This is a genomic window from Pseudonocardia humida, assembly GCF_023898865.1.
Taxonomy (GTDB): Bacteria; Actinomycetota; Actinomycetes; order Mycobacteriales; family Pseudonocardiaceae; genus Pseudonocardia; species Pseudonocardia humida.
Window position 1 is genome coordinate 120,007 of the sequence record NZ_JAGSOV010000041.1, and the last position, 22,940, is coordinate 142,946.

A 22,940-nucleotide genomic window follows, 5' to 3' on the forward strand; every position below is an offset into this window, starting at 1 on the left:
GGTTCCGCCGAGCCGCGGCCCGGGGCCGGCCGTCGCGCTCCCGGACCACGGGACGGCCTACCGGACGTTGACCCGCACCGACTGCTCGTTGTCTCCCTCGTTGCGCTCGTGGACGTGGTTGTCGACGTCGACGACGAAGGTCACCGTGTGGAAGCTGCCGGGGTCGTCGAAGGTGTGGGTGAACTGGCTGTTGCCGTTCAGCTTCGAGGATCCGCTCGGCACGTCCTGGTGGCTGCCGTAGGCTCCCACCTCCTGGCCGTCGACGAACCACTTGATGTTGAACCCGCCGCTGCCCTGACCGCCGGTGTTGCGGATGCCGGAGTCGAAGTAGACGCTCTGGCCGGCGACGACCGGTCGCTCGAACTGGATCGGTGTCGGTGAGAGCTCGGCCGGACGCGGCGCGGCGTCGGCCGTCGCCGGCACGGCGAGGAGGCCGAGCACAGCGACCGGGAGAGCGGCGAGCCGGCGGATCCGAACGGATGCCACGTGGATCTCCTTCAGTGATCGTGCCCCGACTCTGTCGCGCACCGGGTGGTGGGCAGGGGTCGGGTCGACCGTGCGGACCGCTCCGTTACCCCATCGACACGATCGGCGGCTGCAGTCACGCTTTCGCCGCCGGCGCGGGTGCCGGCAACCACCCAAGGCCGATCCGCACAGACCCGTCGTGGGCGGGCCGAGGGCGGCCCGGGATCAGCGCACGGAGCCCTGTCGGACCGCGAACGACTCGAGTGCGCCGTGCAGCGTCTCGGCGCCGGTGGCGCAGGTGCTCGACCCCGACGATCGGCACCAGCTCCGGGGCCAGCTCGGCGAACCGCTCGTCGACCAGAGCACCGTTGTTGGTCAGCACGGTCACCTGTCCCACGCGGGCGGCCGCGGTGACGGCCGGTACCACGGCCGGCCGGGCGGTCATGCTCGCCCTCCTGACGCGTACGAAGTCGTCGGCCGACACGGTCGTACCCAGCGCCGTGGACAGGGCGGCCAGGTAGTCGGCGCCGGTCGGGTACCGGCCCGCCTCGGCCTGCTCCTCACCGTCGAGGTGGTGCCACCACCGCCGGGCGAGCTCCGGCTCGGGCACGCCGGTCAGCTCGCTCATCGCGGCCATCCGGTGCGACCAGTCGTAGTCGTAGACGACGCCGTCCATGTCGAACGCGAACAGCAGCGGCGCGTACTGAGAGTATCGGCCTCCTGCCGCACAGCCGGACGTTCCCGTGCGTTGGGCGGGCGCGGGAACTCATGCCCTCGTCGGGCCTCGCGAGCGGAAGGATGACGGGATCCCGCCACGCCGGTGGCCGGTCCGGCCCCTCCCGGTGGCGCGATCCACCGGCCGGCCGGGAAAGCTGGTGCACAACGGGGGATTCGCGGCTGCGGCGGGGGAGCGGTTATCTGCTCGCAGTTCTGCGCGGACCCCGGTAGGAATGGATTCCGATCGTCGCATCCGAGGGGGAGCCGCAGTGACCACCACCGAGCCGCAGGGCACGTTCGCGGCGTCCACGGCCAAGACGCTGGCGCAGATCGTGGCCGCCGAGAAGGGCGTCAAGTCCCGGGTCATGGCGCTCATCTCGCAGATGTACAAGAACATCCAGAAGGCCGGCGAGAAGGGTCCCATGGAGGGCATCTCGCGCACCTACCAGAAGCGTTTCGACGAGGGCGCGGAACTGCCTGCCGAGTACCGCAAGGTGCAGTTCACCGCCGAGGACCAGCTCACCCAGTTCGTGCAGGCGCTGCGCGGCCTGATGGACGTCACCGCGACCAAGGACCTGGCGAACACCCGGGCGAAGGCCACCGTCCGGGTGGGCGACACGGTGATCATCGAGGACGCGCCGCCGACCCTGCTGCTGTCGCTGGAGAAGCAGCTGACCGACCTGCGCACGTTCGTCGCGGCGCTGCCGGTGCTCGACCCGGCGACCGAGTGGACGTTCAACCCGGAGGCGGGCGCCTACGCGTCGCGGCCGGTGGGCACCACGCGCACCGAGAAGGAGCGCAGGGCGACGATCGTGGCCCCGGCCACCGACAAGCACCAGGCCCAGGTCGACATCGTCAACGTCGACGTCATCGTGGGCACCTGGAACACCGTGCGGTACTCCGGCTACATGGCGGGCGACCGGGTCAAGGAGCTGCTCGACCGGGTCGACCGGCTCCTGCTCGCGGTCAAGTACGCCCGCGAGGAGGCCAACGCCTCCACCGAGGCGCAGCCGGTGCGGGTCGGCTCGACCGTGGCTACCTACCTGCTCGGGTAGTCCCCGGGTAGCCTCGCCGACAGGTCCACCACAGGTGGGCAGTGTGGTCGGTCCACTGGGTGTGGGCGCCGCCCCCGCCTCGCGCCGGGGCGGAGGGGCCGGTTCGATCCCGGCACCACACGCGACCGCCCGGATGGCTCCGGGCGGCAAACTCAGACTGAACGTCAGCGCACTCAGACTCATCCAGCCGGTGAGGTGGAGGTTCGAATCCTCCCCGGGGCACGCCATGCCCCGGTGGCCCAATCGGTAGAGGCAGCCGGTCTCAGATTCTCGCCCACACTTCAATCCGCCCGACCACGTCGAATCGAGGTCGACCCGGCAACGCTTGTCCGATGCGGGTTCAACTCCCGTCGGGGGCTCGGGATCGTCGTACCCGACGATCCACGCACCACCCACGCCCACGCCCCCGTGCGTCTCAACGGCAGAGCGGGACATCCCTCAGTATGACCGGGACGATTAAACGTCGTCGACGTGTAAAACACATCGGGTACGCCGTTGCGCCCGTGGTCCCGTGCCGGACCACCGGCCTCGGCGGTCACAGGCGGGGCGTCCCAGGGAAGTGGGCGCCCCGCCGCACCGCCTCCGCGCCGTGCCCCGTACGGCCGGGCGGTGACCACGACGCGCGTTCAGGCGGGGCGTACCGGCATCGACGACGCGCGCCGCAGGTGGTCGAGGGTGGCCCGGACCACCGACTCGCCGTCGGGCCCCAACCAGACCAGGTGGCCGCCGGCGGACGGCCGGAGGATCCGGGCGTCGGGCAGTTCGGCCCGGACCCGGTCGATGTGCTCGACCGGTACGTCGTCGTCGGCCGGGGAGTGCACGGCCAGCACCGGCGCGTCGATCCGGTGCCAGGGGACGCGCCAGTCCTGCGCGAAGGCCCTCAGCTCGTCCATCATCCCCGGGTGCAGCCGGCTCATCGGGGTGGTGGAGTCGACCATCGCGGTGAACGACGCCAGCTGCTCGGGGTGGGCGCGGACGTGCCGCACGACCTCGCCGACGGCGGCCTCGTCCAGGCTGCTCTCGGTGCGCAGGAAGGAGGTCAGTGCGAGTGCCGGCGCGCCGCGGGTGGTGCGGGCGAGCAGCCAGGACAGCAGGTCCTGGCCGCGTCGCGACAGCACCAGCCGGCCGAGCGGCGACTCGACCGCCTCGCGGTTCGGGGTGTAGGGCCCGGTGACCGCGCACCACAGCGTCAGCGACCGCGTCGAGTGGCGGGCGGCGTACAGCGCGGCGGCCGGGCCGCCGGCCGAGACCCCGAACGCGTGCAGCGGTTCCCGCACCCCCGCCACCGCGAGCACCTGCGCGTACAGGTCGGCGTGCGCCGCCGGGTCGTCGGTGCCGGAGAGCGGGACGCCGTAGGAGCCGGGGCCGGGCGACCGACAGCACCCGGAACCCGGCGCTCGCCAGCCAGGGGAAGGCGTGCACCAGGTCGGGGCCCGCGCCACCGCCGGGGCTGAGCAGGACCACCGGCCCGCCGCGCGGGCCGATGTCGAGGTAGGGGATCGACCCGCGCGGGGTGGGCGCTCGCCGGAACACCCGCTCGACCCGCCGCCGTGCGCGCCGCCAGATGAGGAAGTCGCCCGCGACGGAACCGGCCACACCGACCGCCGCCGCGAGAAACCGCGGTCCCGCCCCGCAGCGACCATCCCTCGGCCGACCGGGTCCGCGTCGGCGTCGGCCGCGTCGAACGCGATGACGACGGGGACCCGGAGGTCGGACGCTCGCCCGCCATCAGGTGCCCGGCCCTTCGTCCGCGGCCCACGGCAGCGGCCCCGGTGGGCTCCACTCGCGGGACCTCCGGCGCCTGCTGACCTGCAAGCTTGGTACGTCGCGGGGGAATCGAACTCCAATGGTCATCCGCAGGTGCACGAGTGGCATTGTCGCGCGGAGCTCGACACGACCCCCACGGTCGCCGGCGGCGATTGCGGCGCCCAGTTGACAGAACCTCTCCCAACCGATTCCAGGATGCGATATGGACTGCTGGCGGCCGGACGCCGCGAACCGATCGGCTGCGTCGTTCAGCACGGCGAGCAACCGAGCGGCCCAGCCGCGGGCGCGGGCGCGGGCCGCGACGGATCCTCGCCCCTCGGTTCCGGTGGTGGGTGCGATCTCCTGACGCGCCGCACCTCGTCGCGTCGCTGGTGCGCCCCACCTGAACCGCGGGTACGGACGGCCTGACCCGCTGTTATCGTCACCACCAGGCACGGCATCGGGGGATCATGGACGAGCGACGGGCCGGTGCGACGGCGAGCCGGCACAACGGGTGGTTCGTCGTCGGCGGGCTGCTGGCCCTCGCCGTCGTGGTGCCGCTGGCCGTGCAGTCCTCGCGCCCGGACCAGGACGACGTCTACCGGGCCGCGGCGAACGCCGCCGACGAGCTGCGCAGCACCCCGGTCGACGGGCTCGGCGCCTACGGGTACGACGTCAGCCGCGCGCTCGCGGCGGGCAACCCGCCCAGCGGCGTCGGGAAGTTCGGCTCCAGCGTCGCGTCCGAACTCGACGTTCGCCCCGCCGGGGAGGACGCTCGCGGCGAGCTCTACGAGATCACCCGGGACGACGGCGCGTACCCGGTCTGCCTGGTGGTGGTGGAGTACGACAGCGGCCTGTCCCGCCAGGAACCGCTGCCGCCGTCCGCATCGGTCGACGAGGGCCCCTGCTGAGGGGCTGCCCCGCAGCTCCACGCCGGCGGGGTTGCCGCCCTCGGGCCGTCGCCCGCGCCCGCTCCGCCCCGCACGACCGCAGCCGGTCGTCGCCGTCGCCTGCGCGCGGCGGATCTCGCTGAGCCGCCGCCAGGACGCCTCGCCCGCCGCGCCCCGGGTCGAACGCCGGCGTCGGGTCGGGGAACCGATTGAGAGATCCCAGCATCGTGGCGAGCACGCCGGGATCGAAACCCGCATCGACTTCGCTCGCCCGACGGAGCAGTAGATCCTTCGGATAGTGCTGTGTGAGGGCGAAGACGTCGACGAAGTCACGTGCTTCTGCTCGGTCGAAGAGCGCGACCACTTTGCGGCCGGCGAGTTCCTCGAGCCCGAAGGTGGGGCCGGCGAAACTGGCTGACGGAGGCATGGTCGGCGGAGAATCCAGCGCGAGATCGACGAGGAGATCGTCGTCGCCGTGGACGATGAGGCGGCAGAACGTGTCCGCGTCCCGTATCCGCTCAACGGTCCATCCGCGGTCGCGGGCTGCTGCTTCGAACGCATCGCGGGCCTCGGGAACGCTGCTCGCGCCGACGCGGGTGAACAGGTCGAGGTCGTGGGTCGGTCGTGAGGTCAACTGTTGGGCTGCCAGCGCGGCGCTCCGCCAGGAGGAGACCATCGCTGGCAGGCAGGGAGAAGAACAGTGAGGCGACCGAGACCTGCAACGTGGTCAGCGGGGCTGTGGAACGCCCGCCCCGGTCATCGCCTGATTCATCGGAGTGCCCACGCTGCGCGGACCTCCTGGGGGAGGACGAGGTCGGGCCAGAGTTCGGTCGGCAGCACTCCGTCCACATAGGTCAGGATGTCCGTCGGTCCACCCTCGCGGAGCACGATCTCGTACACACGGGCACGTTGCGTGCGGCCCCGGAGTTCGACGGAGCGTGGCGTGGTCGACCAGTGGAGGCGGAGTGGGAGCTGAACGGTCGCCAGAGCCTGTGCCGGGGGGAGGCGGGGTAGGTGTGAAGGGACTGCGATCGTGCGACCCCGTCGAGTGCTGACCTCGCTGAACCGCACGATCGGCACCGCAGCCAACTCGTGGCCCGAGGCGGCGAGTATCCGTGCTGCGGTGCTCAGGGTCGGAGAGCGGTGGCCGTGCTCGTACGCCGACAGCGTCGGTCGTGAAGTGCCTGCCCGGTGCGCGACCTCGTCCTGGCTGGGCCGTGCGCGGCGCCGGGCCTGGCGAGTAGCACGCCGGGCTCCATCATGCCTCCTACGTATCGATCGGATACGTAGGAGGCGCGAGTTGTCAGCGCAAGGGCCTGGTTCCCGCCTGGGCTCCCGGGCCAGCGGGCGCCGTGGTCGGGCAGAGAGCCCCTGTGCGCCGGCCCAGCCGCCGAGATGGGTGAGTCAACGAGTCGACAGCTGCAACTGCGGCAGCATGGAGCAGCTGTCCACCCCTGTCGGACAGAGCGCGGCTGAACGAGGTCTGGCCAGGGCATCTGCCCTGGCCAGAGGTGGTACGCCGCGAGGGAATCGAACCCCCAACCCGCTGATTAAGAGGCTCGCCCTGACCGTCGCTGGTCGTCTGTAGACGTCTCCGACCAGGCGAAACTAGGTGGGTGGCGTCGTCCCGAGGTTGAGCAGGTTGGGCGCTGCTGCTGTCAGGCTTTGCTGTCAACGGTCAGCGCTGGCCCCTCGCTCCCAAAGTCACAGCAGGCCGTATGACCGAGTGTGGGCAAGGCTGCTACCTGCACGGAGGCCGTTATGCGCTGTGCGTCAGGTGGTGGCTGTTGACGTTCGTTGCTACACCACTGCCCACTGCTACAGAAAGCCTGTCTGTCCAGCTCGGTGACCCGGGGCGCGTAACAACACCGATACGGACAGCGACAGATCGGGCATGAGGCTTTGGGGTTGCGGTCATCCGCTAACCATGGCGAACAACTCGGCACCAATGCGGCAGGAAGGTATAGGAGTTGCATGTGACTACTTCTAGCTCGGAAGAATCGCATTCATTCCACGAAAGCGTCCTGCAATTCATGGGCGCGTTCTCGTCTACTCAGTTTGCAATCGATAACGTAATCGGCTTGTATCTCTGCCGTCGAATGCCCAAATTAGGGACAGTCTTAAAGAAGGAATTTCTTGGCAGGATTCGGGACGAGCAGCGACCAGCGCTCTTTACGGCCTTCTCTGCGGAGGCGGGTTATGGCGCTGATCTTACTCATTTTGGGCGGATCTATAAGCGTGCCAAAGAAGTCCGAGACATGATCGGACACTCATTGAACGTGATAGGTCCGGTCTATTCGGCAAACAAGCCTCCAAGTGTAGTTGTCACGCGAGCGACGTCAGTTAAGAGAAGCCTTGTGCCTGACCCGCTTCTGGCAAGCACATTTATTCGTTTGACGGCTGACTGTGAGTGGCTAAGTCAACACGCATGGCGTGCCGGTTATGTGGCCGAACCGCGCATGTTCGTTGACCTCCGCGGAAACCCGTTCGAGCCACCGATTCCGGCCCAGTTGCCCGAGGGAGGTGAGCCGTTGGTATAGGTACCAATTTCGCGAGATCGTTGGCTAAGTGTCAACCGCGGCTTGACAAACGACGGCGGAGTCGACCGATCGACCCCATCCCCCGCGATCCTGGCCGGCTCTTGACGGGTCCGGGCGACGTCAACCCGGAACCCCGATCCCGCTACGTGACCCGTCACCCGCTCGCGCTCACCAGCTCGTCGTCACCATCGGCGGGATCGGGCGCGCAGCGGGGTTGACGTCGTTCGGGCACGTTAAGACGATCTGCGGCCAGCGGGGATGACCCTCGACGGCCACAAGTTCACCCTTGCCGGCGCGTGGCCGGCGGCCCATAGGCGCGCGGCCCGCGTCGTAGCGGAGCGGAGAGAGCGGGACGTGCATGCCGTCCGGCGCAGTCCGGCCCGGTCCCCGGCTGGGGACCGGCTTGAAGACGTATAGAAAGTTCTCACCGGCTCGTCAGCACGTGCCGCCACCCCCGCTGCGCTTCGTGCTCCGGCACGAACTTGCCGAAACGGCACCGCTGATCTACGCCCGCTGGTAAAATGGGGATGTGCGTGGAGCTGGCGATGGCATGCGAATTGGCGAGCGCGTTGCGTTCTATCGTGGTCGCCGTGGGATCAGCCAACGCATGCTTGGTGACCTGGTCGGTAGGTCCGAAGACTGGGTATCGAAGATCGAGCGCGGTGTCCGCGATATTCGCCGGGTCGATGTTGTAGCAGAACTGGCTAAAGCCCTTCGTGTCGAACTCGGTGACCTCCTGGGGCAGCCGGTACTCATGGAGGATGAGCGCCAGGACGACGACGTCCCTGCCATCCGTGATGCCTTGATGACGCCGAGCCGACTCTCGCGAACCCTCTTCCGACGGTCTACCTCACAACGTGCCATCTCTCCCGATCAGGGTGAGCGCCTCGCTGAGCACGCCTGGCTGAACTACCAGCAAGGACGGATCGGTCGTGTCATCGCCGAGCTTCCACGGCTGATCTCCGCCGGGCAGGAGCTGGAGGACGCGGCTACCCCACAGAATCGGCAGGGCTGGGCAGTCTCAGCGCGTGTGCATCACCTGGCCGCAACGACCCTGAGCAAGATCGGTGAAGGTGACCTCGCGTGGATCGCTGCCGAGCGGGCCATGTACGCCGCCGATCAGGCGGACCATCCGCTCGTCCTTGCCTCGGCTGCACGAGCAGGAACGCATGCGCTGCTCGCATCCGGCCGTTTCGACGACGCGGTCGAACTGGGCAACACGGCCGCGGAGTGGATGCGTCCCCAGTTGGTCAACAACGATCCGGCCGCCCTGAGCCTGCTCGGCATGCTCCGGCTTCGTACGGCCGTAGCGGCAGCTCGACGCCGTGACCGAGCCGCATCTACTGAACTGATCCGACGGGCACAACGCGCCGCCGAGCTGCTCGGTCACGACGGTGACCACTGGCAGACGCAGTTCGGCCCGACGAACGTCGAACTGCACCGGATCTCGACAGCACTCGACCTCGGCGATGTCGACTACGTCGTGAGGCACGGCCCAGACGTCACGGCCTCCAACCTGCCTGCAGAGCGTCAGGTCTCCCACATGATCGACGTGGCACGAGCGCTGAGCTTGGTAGCCCGTGACGACCAGGCCACGGAACTCCTGCTCGGGGCCGAGCAGCTTGCTCCGCACCTTGTGCGGCACAACCCGATCGTGCGTGAGATGGTCAAGGCCATGTACCGACGGTCGGCCGCCGCCCGGACCTCGTCCTCCGTGCCGCTGAGCGCGCTTGCTGAGCGCTGCCGAGCAGTCAGATGACGTCGTTCCCCACGCTGGGCCTGGTCGGCTCGGGAGCCGGCGGTGTCGAGCTGATCCGTGCTGAACTCGTGCAGCCGCTGTGCGATCGGGGATGGCAGGTGGCGGTCACGCTCACTCCCACCGCCGGGGAGTGGCTCAGGCAGTTAGGGGAGATTGAGAAGCTCGAACAAACCACGGGCTTACCTGTACGCGTCACCGCTCGTCAGCCCGGTGAGCAGAGCCCTCACCCGAGAGTTGATGGCTACGCGGTCGTCCCGGCGTCTGCCAACACGGTCGCCAAGCTCGCCACCGGGATTGCTGACAACCAGGCGTTGACAACGGTCTGCGAGGCGCTCGGGGCGGAGGACGTTCCGGTCGTCGTCTTCCCGCGAGTGAACGCTGCTCACGCGCGGCATCCGGCCTGGAAAGGTCATATCGACAACCTGCGTACAGCCGGTGTCGAACTTCTCTACGGCGAAGACGTTTGGCCGCTGCACGAGCCGCGGACTGCTCCCGGACGGGACTTGCCTTGGCAAGCCATCCGAGACATGATCGTGTCTCACATAACCTGCTGACCAGGCAAGAAACAAGGACCCGGACACTTTGTCCGGGTCCTTCTTCGTCTCTGGGCGTTTCCTTGTGTGGCACCCCGACCGGGGCGCACATCCTGCAAGTTGATCCACACAAGGAGCACAGCAGTCATGGATCTGATCATCGACACCAGCAACGCGAAGTTCCAGGTGAGCGGCGACTTCGAGCCGCGTCTGGACAAGGACCGGGTGCAGCGTCGGGACAAGAGTGGTGGCACGAACCTGCCTCTGTGGGCTGCCAAGGTCGTGGCCTGGACTGACGGGGACGCGGAGACGCTCCTGGTCACTGTGGCGGTCGAGAACCCGCCGAAGGTGAGCCAGGGCCAGTTCGTGTCCATCGAGCGTCTGCAGGCGATGCCCTGGGTGCAGAACGGAAACGCGCGGGTGGCGTTCCGTGCCAAGACCATCGTCCCGCTCTCGAACGGGGCCCCGGCCCCGAAGCCGTCGAACTGACCCGAATCCATCCGGGTACCGACATCGAGAGGAAACGAGAAGCGATCATGAGTGAGAACACCAGCACGACGAACGGGGCGACCGACAAGGTCACCACCCTGACCACCGTTCCGTCCACCGCGGACCCCGAGCGGGAGCCCTACCGGCCGAAGGCCAGCACCAAGAGCGTCTACGACACGCTCGTGGACTCGATGAGCCGGATCGTGACCGATGCCACCTACCAGGCGGGCACCTTCGTCAACCTGGCGACCCACTACGACAGGGACGCGGACCCGACGGTCCGGATGAAGCACCTGGTCGACGCGGCCGAGTGCCTCGAGCTCGCGCTGACCCACTTGGGCCAGCTCCGCACCGGGCTGGCACATCGCCTGCAGGTCCTGGAGAGGACCGGGCTCGCCCGCTCTCGTTCTGATCACCGCTGATCGAGCGGTTCTGCCTGTCGGCAGGGGTGGACACGGGACCGAGGTTCCTTGCCAGAACATGATTGTTCGGCCCCGCGTCCACCTCTGTTCAGTCTGCCAGCTCTGGCACTGGATGGAGGAAAATGTCATGGCACGTACGAGTGTGCGCACCCGAAGCGGTGCCCGATCCGGCCGGTCCGGCCGCAACCCCGGTCACGGGGTGATCGAGATCTTCACCCGACCCGAACAGCACTGGTTCTTCAGGGTTGTCGGGTTCATCATCCGCCGACGCGCGGAACTGACCGTCATCACGGTCACGGTGATCGCCTGGACGGTGTGTGTCGACCAGTTCGGCCAGACCCACACGGTCATCGGTATGACCGTCACCGTCCTGGTGGTGTTCGCGGTCCCGGCATCGCGCCGGTTCGTGATCCGCCGCATGTGGTGTGTCATCACCCGGCATCGGATGCGGGCGTGCTTCAAGCGGACCCGCGGAGCGATCCACCACGGCAAACTGCCGTATCTGTGGTGGTCACGCCCGTCACCCGTGGGGGAACGCGTCCGAGTGTGGCTCCCGGCGGGGCTCTCGGTCAAGGATGTCCAGCACATCACCGACGAACTCGCCACCGCCTGCTGGGCCCGCGAAGCGCGGATCACCCCCAGCAGATCACAGGCTGCCTCAGTGGTCATCGACATCGTCCGACGTGACCCACTGGGACGCAGCAAGCCCGTCACCCCGACCGTCGCCGACGGTCTGGACGCCTCGTGGCATCACGACCACGGCGGCCCGCAACCACTCCCGGATCGCACCACTGTGGCCGCACCCGGTCCGATCCCGGTCCCGGCACCACGACCGGCCTCCGGGTCGAGCACGAATGGCCACAACGGCCACAAGCGTCCTGAGCGGCGCACCCCGCCGGATCCCGGCGAGCACGCCCCCGAGCCGGAAGTCGCCGGCTTCGGTGGAGTGGACGTCAGCGACTACATCTGATCCGGGCCACCCGCCCCTGACCGCAGGAGTCAGCCGGACAACCCTGACCCAGACTGTCCACATCGGACGCCGCTGATCGTCCTCGCACGACGCGTCGGGCCGACGCGAACCACCCGCAACCAGGGACCACACGGGTTCGCGTCGCCCGCCGCCTTCTCCCAGCACACGCACCAGGGAGCACACCACGAGCCCAGCTCATACGGAACCGAAGGACTGATCAGCCATGTCCGACCACTACTGGAACCGCCGACGCCGTCGGCGAACCCGCACCACCCGCAACGGCGGTCCTCGTGACCTGCGGGGACTGTCGATCTATGACCCGATCGAGTTCGGGATCGACGAGAACGGCGAACCGGTCGAGGTCACCCTCGCCTACCGCAACCTGCTCATCGGCGGCGAACCCGGCTCCGGCAAGTCCAGCCTGCTCAACACCATCATCGCCCACGCCGCACTCGCCTGCGATGCGACGTTGTGGCTGTTCGACGGCAAGCTCGTCGAACTCGGCCTCTGGCGCTCGATCGCCGACATCTTCGTCGGCAACGACATGACCGACGCGCTGAACCGCCTCCGGCAACTGCAGGCGGAGATGGAACTGCGCTACCGGCTCCTGGAAGCCGTCCAACGCCGCAAGATCATGCCGACCGACGCCCTCGACGTGATCGTGTGCGTCATCGACGAACTGGCCTACTACACCGCCACCACCGGCACCAAAGAGGAACAGGAGATGTTCCGGGCCCTGGTGCGTGACCTCGTCGCCCGAGGCCGGGCCGCCGGGATCATCGTCGTCGCCGCGACCCAGCGTCCCTCGGCCGACATCATCCCCACGTCGTTGCGGGATCTGTTCGGCTACCGCGTGGCGTTCCGCTGCACCACCGACTCCTCCAGCGACATCATCCTGTCGGTCGGCTGGGCCTCGGAGGGCTACTCCGCCAAGACCATCGACCCACAAGCACTCGGCGTCGGCTGGCTGCTGGCCGAAGGCGGCATCCCGCGCCGCTTCAAGGCCGCCTACCTCACCGACGGCCTGATCCGCGCCGTCATCGCCGCCGCCCTTCACCTGCGACGCGGCCCCGCCGCATAGCGGCTTCCACCAGCCCATCACCGCGCGGCCACATCACCGCATCCCGAGGGACAGCCATGCCCGACACCGCTGCACGTCCGCACGTCCACTCGACGAAGGGAACCGCCATGAACACCCACATCGCTCGCCCGATCCTCATCGGCGCCGCCGCGCTCGTGGTCCTCGTGACCGCCGGGTGGGCCGCGAACACCTGGCCCGAGGTCAAGCACATCGCCACCGGAATCGCCATCGCCGTCCTGGCCGGGATGTGCAGCATCGGCGGCATCACCGCCGTCCTGCTCGCCCTACTCGGCAACCAGGCCTCAGAGCCCCCAGAACAGCCCCAGGCCACCGCCCACGCCTCGGACACCCGGGGCGCTCGGTGACCGCGCCGATCGTCAACCTGCTGTTGACACCCGACCGACGCAACGACTCCCGTCCGGGTCGACGCACCCACCGACGGCGCACGGTCGAGAACGACGACTACAGCGCCTTCACCCGCCGCATCATCACCGCCCACGGCCGTCGCATCGCTCGCGGCGACATCGAGGGCCTGGCCGACCTCGCCGCCCTGGCCGACGACATCGACACCGCCATCCGGCACGCCGTCACCGGCCTCCGGGCCGCCGGCTACTCCTGGACCGACATCGGCACCCGACTGGGCATGACCCGACAAGCCGCCCAGCAACGCTGGGGGCGCCACGATGACCACTGAACCACCTACCAGCAACCTGCACCACCTCCGCAGGAACCAGCACGCTTATGACGATCTGTCGATCTGCGTGGTCTGCCAGCACCTACTGGCCAACGGCGAATACAACGACGGCACCACTGCCGCCGAAACCGCCGCTACCGGAATGCTGAAGCTGTGGGGCAACAACGCCCTACTTCTCATCCCCGACGGCACAGATCTCGGCTACCGCACCACCACGTGTGAGAGCTGCGGTAACACCGACCACGGGGACCGCTACCGCGCCGCCCTCTTCACCCCAAGGCGGAAGTCATGAGCATCCGGAAGCTGACCTGCTACATCGTCGTCTGCGACGGCTGCGGCATCGCCTTCGACGAACTGGTCGGCGACTACACCGTGCACTTCGACAGCCCCGAGGCCGGTGAAGCCTACGTCACCGAGGAAAGCACCTGGCTGATCACCGTGAACGGCCAACACATGTGCGAGTGCTGCTGGGCGAAATACGCCTGCACCGAAGCCGGACACATCTACACCGCATGGCAGCCCTGTGGCTGCAAAGGGGAAATCCCCGACCACCGCACCCACGGATGCGGACTCTGGCGAGCCTGCCACCGACGCGGCTGCCTGTTCACCGAAGACGCAACCCTCGCATCCCTTCCGACTATCGACGAACCACGACGTTCCCGGTAGTTGACGGCGACCCTCACTCCCGGCCACAGCCCACCCATTCCTGGGCGATTCCGGGGGTGCTGGGTGACCGCCAACCACCTGACCCGCAAGGAGAACCCCGCCATGACTACCACCGTCGACACCGCCGCCCCGATCTCGGCCCGCGAGGTCCCGAACGCCCGGACCGAGCCGGTGTTCCTGACCGCCGAGACCTACACGCTCACCGCCCGTCAGCTCGTCTATGCGCTGGCCGCTCACCTGGCCCGCTACGGCGACACCCTCACCGTGAAGGTCGTCGACCCGCTGTGCGCGGTGGACGCGGTGATGCGCTTCGACGGAGCCGACCTCATGGGCTGGATCACCGGCCGTACCCCGATCGAGGTCGCCACCGTCCTGGCCCGCGCCGAGACCATCGCCCGCGACTACTTCGGCACCGGCTTCCCGGTCATCCGCTGGTAGCGCCCATGACCCCACCCGCCCGACACCACGACGACCCCTCGCACCACCGCCGCCGACTCCTGCGCCGCGCCGGCTCCCACGACCTCGAACGCTGGCTCACTCACACCGCCTCGACCCGGGGATGCATCCGGCCCGTCCGACTGTCCGGCCAGATCCACACCGTCGACTCGACCACCGGGCGAATCCTCGACACCAGACACACCACGACCTCGATGCCCGACGGGGTGCTCTACGTCCCCTGCGGCGACCGGCGCGCCTCCGTCTGCCCGCCGTGCGCGGAGACTTACCGCGCCGACACCTACCACCTCATCCGCGCCGGGATCGTCGGCGGCAAGGGTATCCCCGCCTCGGTGTCGGGGCACCCGGCGGTGTTCGCCACCTTCACCGCCCCCTCCTTCGGGCCTGTCCACTCGCGCAGCATCAACGCCCGCAACGGCAAGGTCCGCCCGTGTCGGATGCGCCGCACCCTCACCCGCTGCCCTCACGGCCGCCTCCTGACCTGCACCGCCCGGCATCCCGAGGACGCACCCGCGCTCGGTCGGCCGCTGTGTCTGGACTGCTACGACCACGCCCACCACGTCGTCTGGAACGGCTGGGCCGGTGAACTCTGGCGCCGCACCACCATCACCCTCACCCGCGCCCTCCGAACCCTCGCCAAGGCGCACGGGATCACGCTGCGGGTCTCCTACGGCAAGGTCGCCGAATACCAACGCCGCGGCGTCGTCCACTTCCACGCCCTGATCCGCCTCGACGCCCTCGACCCCGACCAACCGGATGCGATACTCGCCCCACCAGCAGACATCACCGCCCAGGACCTCGCCGAGCTCGTCGCCGGTTCCGCCACATCGACCGGGTTCCGCACCCCCGGCTACGCCGACACCGGCCACACCTGGCCGATCACCTGGGGCCCGCAACTCGACGTCCGCCCCGTCAACGCAGGCCCCGGGCAGATCACCTCCGAAGCCGTCGCCGCCTACCTGGCCAAGTACGCGACCAAAGCCACCGAACCCACCGGCCTCCCGATCACCGCCCGGATGAACGCCGAGACCGCCGAGCACTACGCCGACCCCGACACCCATCTCGGCCGCCTCGTGGCCTACGCCTGGCAACTCGGCACCACCCCCACCGGCCTCACCGAGGACGAAGAGCAGGACTGGAACGCCGACTACGGACGCCTGCGCCGCTGGACCCACATGCTCGGCTTCGGCGGACACTTCGCCACCAAGTCCCGGCGCTACTCCACCACCCACAAGGCCATCCGTGCTCAGCGCCGCGACCACCACCGGACCTCGCGGAGCGACTGGCGCAACCGCCACGGCCTGGCCCACGCCCATGACGACGAGACCACGCTGATCGTCTGCGACCTCACCCTGGCCGGGATCGGCTGGAACACCACCGGCGACGCCCAACTCGCCGCCGACGCCGCCGCCCGGGCTCGTGAGCACCGCCAGCTCGCCAAGCAGGAGCACGCCACCGCACGACTCGCCTGACCACGTCCCGTAGACCCATCGATCACGGAGAACCAGAACCCATGGAACGCGTACTACTGACCGCCGAGGAGGTCGCCGAAGCCCTCCACATCGGCCGCTGCACCGTCTACGACCTGCTCCGCACCGGACAACTCCGATCCTTCAAGATCGGCAAACTTCGTCGTATCCCCGTCGACGCCGTCCACGACTACACCCGGCGCATGCTCGACGAGGAAGACGACATCGCATGAGCCGCAACACGACCGGCGAGGGAAGCGTCTATCAGCGCAAGGACGGTCGTTGGGTGGCCGCTGCCTACGTCCCCGTGATCGGTGGAGCCGTTCGCCGACAGGCGGTGTACGCCAAGTCCCGAGCTGAGGCCAGCAAGAGGCTCCGGGAGCTGCTCGACCGCGCCGAGAAGAACACCCCGGTCGCCCCGGCCGGTCTCAGCGTCGCCGCCTACCTCGACGAGTGGCTGATCCATGTCAAGCCCCATGTCCGCGCCACGACGTGGCGCGCGTACGAAGGTAAGAGCCGGCTCTACCTCTCGCCCCGCATCGGCCGGAAGAGGCTGGTCCGGCTCAGCGTCCGTGACGTGCGCATGATGGTCGACGCCATGCGGGACGAGGGCATCGGCGCCCGCACCATCCAGCTCGTGCACGCCACACTCCGCGCCGCCCTGGAACACGCGGTCCGGGAGGAGCTGGTTGCCCGCAACGTGGCCAAGCTCGTTCGGGTCGAGCGCCCCAAGGCGGCGGTGAAGGAGCCGCTGACGGTGGCCGAAGCGCGCTTCCTGCTCGACGCGACCGTCGACGATCCACGTCATGCGCTCTGGGTGCTGCTGGTGATGCTCGGCGTCCGACGAAGCGAGGCATGCGGGCTGCGCTGGGAACACGTCGACTTCGCTCAAAGCACTTTGCGGATCATGCAGAGCGTCCAACGAGTGGACGGGAAGCTCCGAGAGCTGCCCACCAAGACCCGGCGATCCACGAGGACCGTCCCGCTACCGGCTCGCGCCATCTACGCCTTGGCCGAGCACCATCGACAGCTCCAAGAACGTCATGGCGATGGGCCAGGGCACCCGTGGCGACCCGTCGGCTATGTCTTCGGCTACCGGCACGGCACCGCTCTCGAACCGCGCAACCTCACCCGCATGTGGGCCGAGTTGTGCGAGCAACACGGCATCCGCAAGGTCCAGCTGCACGGCCTGCGGCACACCTGCGTCAGCCTGCTCCTGGCCCTCGGCGTGCATCCGCGGATCGTGATGGAGATCGTCGGCCACAGCGCCATCGAGATGACGATGAACGTCTACGGACATGTGAACCTCGACGCACAGCGCGCGGCTCTGGACCACCTCGATGATCAACTGGCCTGACAGCTCGTTGCTGTCACAGAAAGCTGTCAGGGGCCCGATCCGAAGACCGAGCCCCTGTCTGACCTGGTACGCCGCGAGGGAATCGAACCCCCAACCCGCTGATTAAGAGTCAGCTGCTCTGCCGATTGAGCTAGCGGCGCCTGCTGCGGCGCCCCGTCGCTCGGCGCCGTCTGGAACGGTACACGTCCCGTCCGGAGCCGGTGCGGCTGGGGTGCCGCCGCATGGGGTGAGTGACGGGACTTGAACCCGCGACTTCCTGGACCACAACCAGGTGCTCTACCAGCTGAGCTACACCCACCATGCGTCCACCGGCCGGAGCCGGTGACTCGACCATGCTACCGGCCCGCTCGCGGGCCGGTGCACCGGGTTGTCAGCGGCCCTCGGCGAGGGCGGCCGCGGCGGCCTGGGCCTGCTCGGTGGTGGGGCCGGGCGGCGGGGCGAACAGGGTGTGGCGGTAGTAGTCGAGCTCGCGGATCGACTCGACGACGTCGGCCAGGGCGCGGTGGGCCAGGCCCTTCTCCGGCTTGGCGTAGAACACCCGCGGGTACCAGCGCCTGCACAGCTCCTTGATCGAGCTGACGTCGACCATGCGGTAGTGCAGGTGGGCGTCGAGGGCGGGCATGTCGCGGCTGAGGAAGCCGCGGTCGGTGGCGATGGAGTTGCCGGCCAGGGGGGCGGTGCGGGGGTCGGGGACGTACTGGCGGACGTAGTCCAGGGCCAGCTGCTCGGCCTGGGCGACGGTCACGGTGGAGGCGCGGACGGCGTCGGTCAGACCGGACTTCGCGTGCATCTCGCGCACGATGTCGGGCATCCCGGCGAGCTTCTCCTCGTCGGCGTGGATCACGACGTCCACGCCGTCGCCGAGGATCTTCAGGTCGCCGTCGGTCACCAGCACGGCGATCTCGATGAGGGCGTCGCGGCCCAGGTCGAGGCCGGTCATCTCGCAGTCGATCCATACCAGACGGTCGTTCACCCCGTCACACTAAGCGTTGCCGCGAGTCGTGGGCAGGACAACACGGGTGCGGAGGTCCACAATGCGCGCGTGCCCGACTCCGCCGCGCCCGATACCCCCGCCCGGACCATCGCCCTCGGCTACTCGACGGAAGGTGCGGCGCTCGAGCTGGGCAGCGTCTGCATCGACGGGGTCGCCGACCCCGAGGCGCGGGTGCGCATCCCGTTCGCCACGCTCAACCGGCACGGCCTGGTGGCCGGGGCCACCGGCACCGGGAAGACCAAGACCCTGCAGGGCATCGCCGAGCAGCTCTCGGCGGCCGGGGTGCCGGTGCTGCTCGCCGACGTCAAGGGCGACCTGTCGGGGATGGCCCGGGCCGGGACGAGCAACGCGAAGATCGAGTCGCGGGCCCGGGACACCGGGGACGACTGGGCACCCACCGCGTACCCGGTGGAGTTCCTGTCGCTGGGCGGGTCGAGCTCCGCGGTGCCGATCCGGGCGACGATCACCCAGTTCGGGCCGATCCTGCTGAGCAAGGTCCTCGACCTCAACGACACCCAGGAGTCGACCCTCGGGCTGATCTTCCACTGGGCCGACCAGCGCCGGCTGCCGCTGCTGGACACCAAGGACCTGCGCGCCGTCATCACCCACCTGACCAGCGACGAGGGCAAGGCCGACCTGAAGGGGATCGGTGGGGTCTCCTCGGCGACGGCGGGGGTGATCCTGCGCGCGCTGGTCAACCTGGAGGCCCAGGGCGGCGAGGACTTCTTCGGCGAGCCCGAGTTCGCCCCGGCCGACCTCGTGCGCACGGTCGACGGCAAGGGCGTGGTGACGCTGCTGGAGCTGGCCGACCAGGCCGCGAACCCGCGGTTGTTCTCCACGTTCCTGATGTGGCTGCTGGCCGAGCTGTTCGAGGAGCTGCCCGAGGCCGGCGATCTGGACAAGCCCAAGCTGGTGTTCTTCTTCGACGAGGCGCACCTGCTGTTCTCCGACGCGTCCAAGGCGTTCCTGCAGCGCATCGAGCAGACCGTGAAGCTGATCCGGTCCAAGGGCGTCGGGGTGTTCTTCTGCACGCAGCTGCCCACCGACGTGCCGAACGCGGTGCTGTCCCAGCTGGGCGCCCGCGTGCAGCACGCGCTGCGGGCGTTCACCCCGGAGGACCAGTCCGCGCTGACCAAGACGGTGCGGACGTACCCGAAGACCGAGCACTACGACCTCGAGGAGGCGCTCACCTCCCTCGGAACCGGTGAGGCGATCGTCACGGTCCTCTCCGAGCGCGGCGCGCCGACGCCGGTGGCGTGGGCCCGGATGCGGGCGCCGCGCTCGCTGATGGCCGCCATCGGCGGCGACGAGGTGACGGCGGCGGCCAAGGCGTCGGCGCTCTACCCGAAGTACGGCCGGACGGTCGACCGGGAGTCGGCGTACGAGCTGCTCACCGCCCGCATCGCGCAGACCCCGCCGCCCGCCGCCCCGTGGGCCGAGGCCCCGCCGCCCGGGCGCGGGGAGAGGGAGGAGCCGGGGTTCCTGCAGACGGCGCTCGGCTCACCCGTGGTGAAGTCGTTCCTGCGGTCCGCGGCCGGCGCGCTGGGCCGGGAGATCACCCGGGGGATGTTCGGCACCCGACGCCGCCGGTAGCCGGAACGGGCCCAGCAGGTCGGGGACGGTGGCGTCGGCCAGGTCGACGGCGTCGAGGGCGCCGACGTCGGTGACGGCGTAGCCGCCGCGCCCGGCGGCCGTGACGGCCTCCAGCGAGACCAGCCCGGAGCGCCGCTGGAAGATCGTCTGCCGGAACGTCCAGCCGATCACGCCGCCGCGCTGCAGCGCCACCGTGCGGCGGACCAGCGAACCCGCCCTGGCGACCAGGAAGCCGCCGGTCAGCTGGTGGCCCAGGTTCCGGTAGCGGTCCCAGCCGACGAGCGCGGCCAGCGGCACGAGGGCCAGGACGACCGGGCCGAGCCAGTCGGTGCCCAGCAGTGCGCCGACGCCGAACGCCGCGGCGGCCAGCACCACCGCCGGACCGATCGCCCGGACCATGCGCCGGGTCAGCGCGGCCCGGGGGTGCCGCAGCAGGGGCGCCCGGGTGATCTCGGCCGGGTGCACGCGCAGCGCCGCCGAGGCCACGCGGTGCGCCTCCGCGCGCGGAGTGGGCGGCTGCAGGGCCCCGCCCTGGGAGTCGCCGGCGAGCCCGGTCGAGACCGCCCTGGCCTGCGCGCCGCGCCCGAGCCGCAGCAGCACCGGCTCGACCACCTCGGCGCCGCGCAGCCGCCGCTCCGACACCGACAGCGAACGCCGGGTCAGCAGCCCGCGGCGCACCCGCAGGGTGCCGTCGGGCTCGCGGGTGAGCCGGTAGGCGTACCAGCGCTCGGCGAACAGCAGCAGCGCCCCCACCACCAGCAGCACGAGCAGCGCCAGCCCGACGACGACGACGGCGACGTAGAGCGGCGCCGCGGAGAGCTGCTCGGCGGTCTCGTCGACCGCCCGCAGGTCGCGCGGGTCGAGACCGAGGTCGTCGAGCACGTTGAAGGCCGTGGCCACGATGGCGCCCATGCCGGCCAGCGAGGAGAACGTCAGCGGCGCGTAGCGCAACCACGCCCACCGCAGCCGGGCCAGCTCCTGGCTCGGCGGCGCCTGCGCCACGGGCGCTGCGGGGTCGGCGGGGTCGGTGGCGACGGGGGAGAGGTCGAGCAGTACTCGGCGCAGCCGCTCGGCCTCGGCCTTGCTCACCGCGTCCAGGCTCAGCCCGGCGCCGTTGCCCGGCGTGCCCGCCGTCGCCGCGCTGACCCGCACGACGCTCAGCCCGAACGCCCGGTGCAGCAGCTTGGCGGTGAGGTCGATGGTGCGGATGCGGTCGCGCGGGACCGACCGGCGCTGCCGGTTCAGCCACCCGCTGTGCAGCTCCACGCGCTCGGGGGTGATCCGGTAGCGGGTGGTGCGCCAGCGCAGCACGCCGGCGATCACGGCCGCGACCGCGGCCCCCGCCGCCATCCACACGCGGATCGGGTCGCCCTGGCCGGTCAGCAGCAGCACGGCGACCAGCGGCACGACCCGCACCAGCAGCGAGATCGGACCGACCACGAGCATCCGCCGGTCGAGCCGCCGCCACGGCGTCTCCACGGCGGCGGGGGCGGTGCCGGTGCTCACGTGGCGTCCCCGGGGGTGGCCTGGGTGGTCTCGGTCAGCGTCCGGGCCAGCTCGGTGGCGTCGTCGGCGGCCAGGCCGGAGATCTTCACCGGGCCGCGGGCGGACGCCGTGGTCACCGTGACCGTGGCCAGCCCGAGCAGTTGCTGCAGCGGCCCGTGCGCGGTGTCGACGGTCTGCACCCGCGAGATCGGCGCGATGCGCCACTCCCGCACCAGCCAGCCCGACAGGGTGTAGACGGCCTCGTCGGTGACCTCCCAGCGGTGGATGCGGAACAGCAGCCGCGGGACGAGCACCGCCCACGCGCCGACCAGCACCGCCGTCGCCGCGGCCGCCCCGATCAGCCAGCTCGCGGCCGGGAACCCGAACGCGATCATCGCGACGACCTGCGGGACGAGCAGCACGGCCAGCAGCAGCAGCGCGCGCAGCCGCCACCAGCGCACCGCGACCGGGCTGACCTGGTGGGCGGGCGGGCGCAGCGGCGGTGGCACTCCGGGGACCGCCGGACGGGTGGTGGGCACAGCGGTCGCACCGGAGTCCATGGGGACGAGTCTGCCCGCGCGCGGTACGGCGCGCTGCCGGCGGAGGCATCTGTTGGGCAACGGTGCCGGCGCGCCGACGGCCGGGGTCCGGGGCCGGTCAGGGGAGGGGGCGCACCGCGGTGACCCGCAGGGCCTCCCGGCGCAGCACCGCGACCCCGCACGAGGTGGAGCACGGGCCGGCGCCGCCGCCGTCGTGGGCGAGGTCGACGGCCCAGCGGCGGCCGTTGTCCAGGTGGTGGACCTCGGCGCCGTGGTCGGTCGCGACGACCCGCAGCGCGTTCGCGTCGCGCAGGCCGGTGGCCTCGCGCACGGCCAGCTCGGCCACCTGCCCGGCGTGCGACCAGGTGGACCGGCCCCGGCACAGCGCCGTCTGCACCTCGCCCGCCGCGGCGGTCTTGCGGGCCGTGGCCGCGGTCTCCGGGTCGAGCCTGCCGTAGAGGTAGCCGGTGGGCAGGACGAGCGCGGTGGGCGCGAACCGGTGCCCGCCCAGGTGGGTGCACTCCCACACGTCGGGTTCGCCGGACTCCACGAGCGCCCCGGCCAGCGCGCGGCCGTCGATCGCGCAGCAGCGGTCGCGCCTGCCGTGCGTGCAGACCAGCAGCGGGGTGTCGTCCACCGGGGTGCCCGGCAGCGGCGCACCGGCCTCCGGGAGGGGGACGTCGGCCAGCGCGCCCGGGCCGTCGATGCGCAGCGTGGTGGCCAGCGCCGTCGTCGTGTCGGCGAGGATCAGCCGGGGCCGGCCGGTGGCGGTGCGCCGCCCGGGCCTGCGGATCAGCACGACGCGCCAGCCGCGGGCGGCGGCCCGCCGGACGAACCCCGCGACCGCCGGGTCGGGGTGCGAGTCGACGCTGTCGGGCCAGGCCGCGCGGTGCTCCAGGCCGGCCCACCGCGTCGCGACCGGGGCCGTACCGGCCAGCGGCTCGTCGGCGGCGCGGGCGAGCACCGCGCACCTTTCGATCATCGCCCGAGGATAGCGAAGGATTCCCTAAGTCCTGTGTC

At 70.2% G+C, this 22,940-nt stretch carries 26 protein-coding genes and 2 tRNA genes; 17 read left to right on the plus strand and 11 right to left on the minus strand.

Translation table 11 applies throughout. The features are described from left to right. Positions 1–57 precede the first annotated feature (57 nt). Entirely contained in the window at positions 58–486 is a 429-nt protein-coding gene (locus tag KDL28_RS20560) for a CARDB domain-containing protein (RefSeq protein ID WP_252441070.1), read from the minus strand. A 115-nt stretch (positions 487–601) separates the two neighbouring features. After that, entirely contained in the window at positions 602–1,141 is a 540-nt protein-coding gene (locus KDL28_RS20565) for an HAD family hydrolase (RefSeq protein ID WP_252441071.1), read from the minus strand. Between the two features lie 310 nt (positions 1,142–1,451). Between KDL28_RS20565 and KDL28_RS20570 the strand changes: the two genes are divergently transcribed. Beyond that, on the plus strand, positions 1,452–2,237 hold the full coding sequence (locus KDL28_RS20570) for a DUF7873 family protein (RefSeq protein WP_252441072.1): 786 nt from the start codon (positions 1,452–1,454) through the stop codon (positions 2,235–2,237). Positions 2,238–2,863: 626 nt separating this feature from the next. Here the strand turns inward: KDL28_RS20570 and KDL28_RS20575 are convergent. Further along, complete coding sequence (locus tag KDL28_RS20575; RefSeq protein ID WP_252441073.1) at positions 2,864–3,523, minus strand: alpha/beta fold hydrolase; 660 nt, start codon at positions 3,521–3,523, stop codon at positions 2,864–2,866. A 930-nt stretch (positions 3,524–4,453) separates the two neighbouring features. Between KDL28_RS20575 and KDL28_RS20580 the strand changes: the two genes are divergently transcribed. Next, complete coding sequence (locus KDL28_RS20580) at positions 4,454–4,894, plus strand: hypothetical protein (protein ID WP_252441074.1); 441 nt, start codon at positions 4,454–4,456, stop codon at positions 4,892–4,894. On the opposite strand, the gene KDL28_RS42150 is transcribed toward KDL28_RS20580, so the two are convergent. Next, entirely contained in the window at positions 4,779–5,549 is a 771-nt protein-coding gene (locus KDL28_RS42150) for a nucleotidyl transferase AbiEii/AbiGii toxin family protein (protein WP_372497030.1), read from the minus strand. The genes KDL28_RS20580 and KDL28_RS42150 overlap by 116 nt on opposite strands. Before the next feature lie 92 nt (positions 5,550–5,641). Then, positions 5,642–6,217, minus strand: coding sequence for a helix-turn-helix domain-containing protein (locus tag KDL28_RS20585; RefSeq protein WP_256502267.1), 576 nt, complete (start codon positions 6,215–6,217; stop codon positions 5,642–5,644). Positions 6,218–7,942: 1,725 nt separating this feature from the next. Between KDL28_RS20585 and KDL28_RS20590 the strand changes: the two genes are divergently transcribed. The 14 genes from KDL28_RS20590 to KDL28_RS20655 all read left to right on the plus strand — a co-directional run bounded on the left by KDL28_RS20590 (position 7,943) and on the right by KDL28_RS20655 (position 17,309). Continuing rightward, positions 7,943–9,172, plus strand: a complete 1,230-nt coding sequence (locus tag KDL28_RS20590; protein WP_252441075.1) for a helix-turn-helix domain-containing protein — start codon at positions 7,943–7,945, stop codon at positions 9,170–9,172. Further along, complete coding sequence (locus KDL28_RS20595) at positions 9,169–9,726, plus strand: flavoprotein (protein WP_252441076.1); 558 nt, start codon at positions 9,169–9,171, stop codon at positions 9,724–9,726. Before KDL28_RS20590 ends, KDL28_RS20595 begins: the two co-directional genes overlap by 4 nt. 126 nt (positions 9,727–9,852) lie before the next feature. Further along, on the plus strand, positions 9,853–10,194 hold the full coding sequence (locus KDL28_RS20600; RefSeq protein ID WP_252441077.1) for a hypothetical protein: 342 nt from the start codon (positions 9,853–9,855) through the stop codon (positions 10,192–10,194). A 47-nt stretch (positions 10,195–10,241) separates the two neighbouring features. Next, positions 10,242–10,616: a hypothetical protein gene (locus KDL28_RS20605; protein ID WP_252441078.1), complete on the plus strand. Its 375-nt coding sequence runs from the start codon at positions 10,242–10,244 to the stop codon at positions 10,614–10,616. A gap of 199 nt (positions 10,617–10,815) precedes the next feature. Continuing rightward, positions 10,816–11,586 (plus strand): hypothetical protein, encoded by a 771-nt coding sequence (locus KDL28_RS20610; RefSeq protein ID WP_252441079.1) that lies wholly within the window; start codon positions 10,816–10,818, stop codon positions 11,584–11,586. A gap of 223 nt (positions 11,587–11,809) precedes the next feature. Then, on the plus strand, positions 11,810–12,667 hold the full coding sequence (locus tag KDL28_RS20615) for an FtsK/SpoIIIE domain-containing protein (protein WP_252441080.1): 858 nt from the start codon (positions 11,810–11,812) through the stop codon (positions 12,665–12,667). Positions 12,668–12,774: 107 nt separating this feature from the next. Then, positions 12,775–13,032 (plus strand): hypothetical protein, encoded by a 258-nt coding sequence (locus tag KDL28_RS20620; RefSeq protein ID WP_252441081.1) that lies wholly within the window; start codon positions 12,775–12,777, stop codon positions 13,030–13,032. Beyond that, positions 13,029–13,361, plus strand: a complete 333-nt coding sequence (locus KDL28_RS20625; RefSeq protein ID WP_252441082.1) for a hypothetical protein — start codon at positions 13,029–13,031, stop codon at positions 13,359–13,361. The genes KDL28_RS20620 and KDL28_RS20625 overlap by 4 nt, the downstream gene beginning before the upstream one ends. Beyond that, positions 13,351–13,653, plus strand: a complete 303-nt coding sequence (locus KDL28_RS20630) for a hypothetical protein (protein WP_252441083.1) — start codon at positions 13,351–13,353, stop codon at positions 13,651–13,653. Before KDL28_RS20625 ends, KDL28_RS20630 begins: the two co-directional genes overlap by 11 nt. Then, complete coding sequence (locus KDL28_RS20635) at positions 13,650–14,027, plus strand: hypothetical protein (protein ID WP_252441084.1); 378 nt, start codon at positions 13,650–13,652, stop codon at positions 14,025–14,027. The genes KDL28_RS20630 and KDL28_RS20635 overlap by 4 nt, the downstream gene beginning before the upstream one ends. A gap of 102 nt (positions 14,028–14,129) precedes the next feature. After that, entirely contained in the window at positions 14,130–14,465 is a 336-nt protein-coding gene (locus tag KDL28_RS20640; RefSeq protein ID WP_252441085.1) for a hypothetical protein, read from the plus strand. 5 nt (positions 14,466–14,470) lie between these two features. Beyond that, positions 14,471–15,955: a replication initiator gene (locus KDL28_RS20645; RefSeq protein WP_308216035.1), complete on the plus strand. Its 1,485-nt coding sequence runs from the start codon at positions 14,471–14,473 to the stop codon at positions 15,953–15,955. Positions 15,956–15,996: 41 nt separating this feature from the next. Continuing rightward, entirely contained in the window at positions 15,997–16,185 is a 189-nt protein-coding gene (locus tag KDL28_RS20650; protein WP_252441087.1) for a helix-turn-helix domain-containing protein, read from the plus strand. Next, entirely contained in the window at positions 16,182–17,309 is a 1,128-nt protein-coding gene (locus KDL28_RS20655; RefSeq protein WP_252441088.1) for a site-specific integrase, read from the plus strand. Before KDL28_RS20650 ends, KDL28_RS20655 begins: the two co-directional genes overlap by 4 nt. Positions 17,310–17,373: 64 nt before the next feature. Here the strand turns inward: KDL28_RS20655 and KDL28_RS20660 are convergent. The 3 genes from KDL28_RS20660 to orn all read right to left on the minus strand — a co-directional run bounded on the left by KDL28_RS20660 (position 17,374) and on the right by orn (position 18,282). Beyond that, positions 17,374–17,449: transfer RNA gene (locus KDL28_RS20660), tRNA-Lys, on the minus strand. Between the two features lie 82 nt (positions 17,450–17,531). Beyond that, positions 17,532–17,607 (minus strand) — tRNA-His (locus KDL28_RS20665). Positions 17,608–17,679: 72 nt separating this feature from the next. Further along, on the minus strand, positions 17,680–18,282 hold the full coding sequence (gene orn / locus KDL28_RS20670) for an oligoribonuclease (RefSeq protein ID WP_252441089.1): 603 nt from the start codon (positions 18,280–18,282) through the stop codon (positions 17,680–17,682). A 69-nt stretch (positions 18,283–18,351) separates the two neighbouring features. Between orn and KDL28_RS20675 the strand changes: the two genes are divergently transcribed. After that, positions 18,352–19,896: a helicase HerA-like domain-containing protein gene (locus KDL28_RS20675; RefSeq protein WP_252441090.1), complete on the plus strand. Its 1,545-nt coding sequence runs from the start codon at positions 18,352–18,354 to the stop codon at positions 19,894–19,896. Here the strand turns inward: KDL28_RS20675 and KDL28_RS20680 are convergent. The 3 genes from KDL28_RS20680 to KDL28_RS20690 all read right to left on the minus strand — a co-directional run bounded on the left by KDL28_RS20680 (position 19,804) and on the right by KDL28_RS20690 (position 22,902). Next, positions 19,804–21,402 carry a PH domain-containing protein gene (locus KDL28_RS20680; protein WP_252441091.1) on the minus strand — a complete coding sequence of 533 codons (1,599 nt, stop codon included), beginning with the start codon at positions 21,400–21,402 and terminating at the stop codon, positions 19,804–19,806. The genes KDL28_RS20675 and KDL28_RS20680 overlap by 93 nt on opposite strands. Beyond that, positions 21,399–21,941 (minus strand): PH domain-containing protein, encoded by a 543-nt coding sequence (locus KDL28_RS20685; protein ID WP_252441092.1) that lies wholly within the window; start codon positions 21,939–21,941, stop codon positions 21,399–21,401. The genes KDL28_RS20680 and KDL28_RS20685 overlap by 4 nt, the downstream gene beginning before the upstream one ends. Positions 21,942–22,038: 97 nt before the next feature. Beyond that, complete coding sequence (locus KDL28_RS20690; protein ID WP_252441093.1) at positions 22,039–22,902, minus strand: ferredoxin family protein; 864 nt, start codon at positions 22,900–22,902, stop codon at positions 22,039–22,041. Between the last annotated feature and the right edge of the window lie 38 nt (positions 22,903–22,940).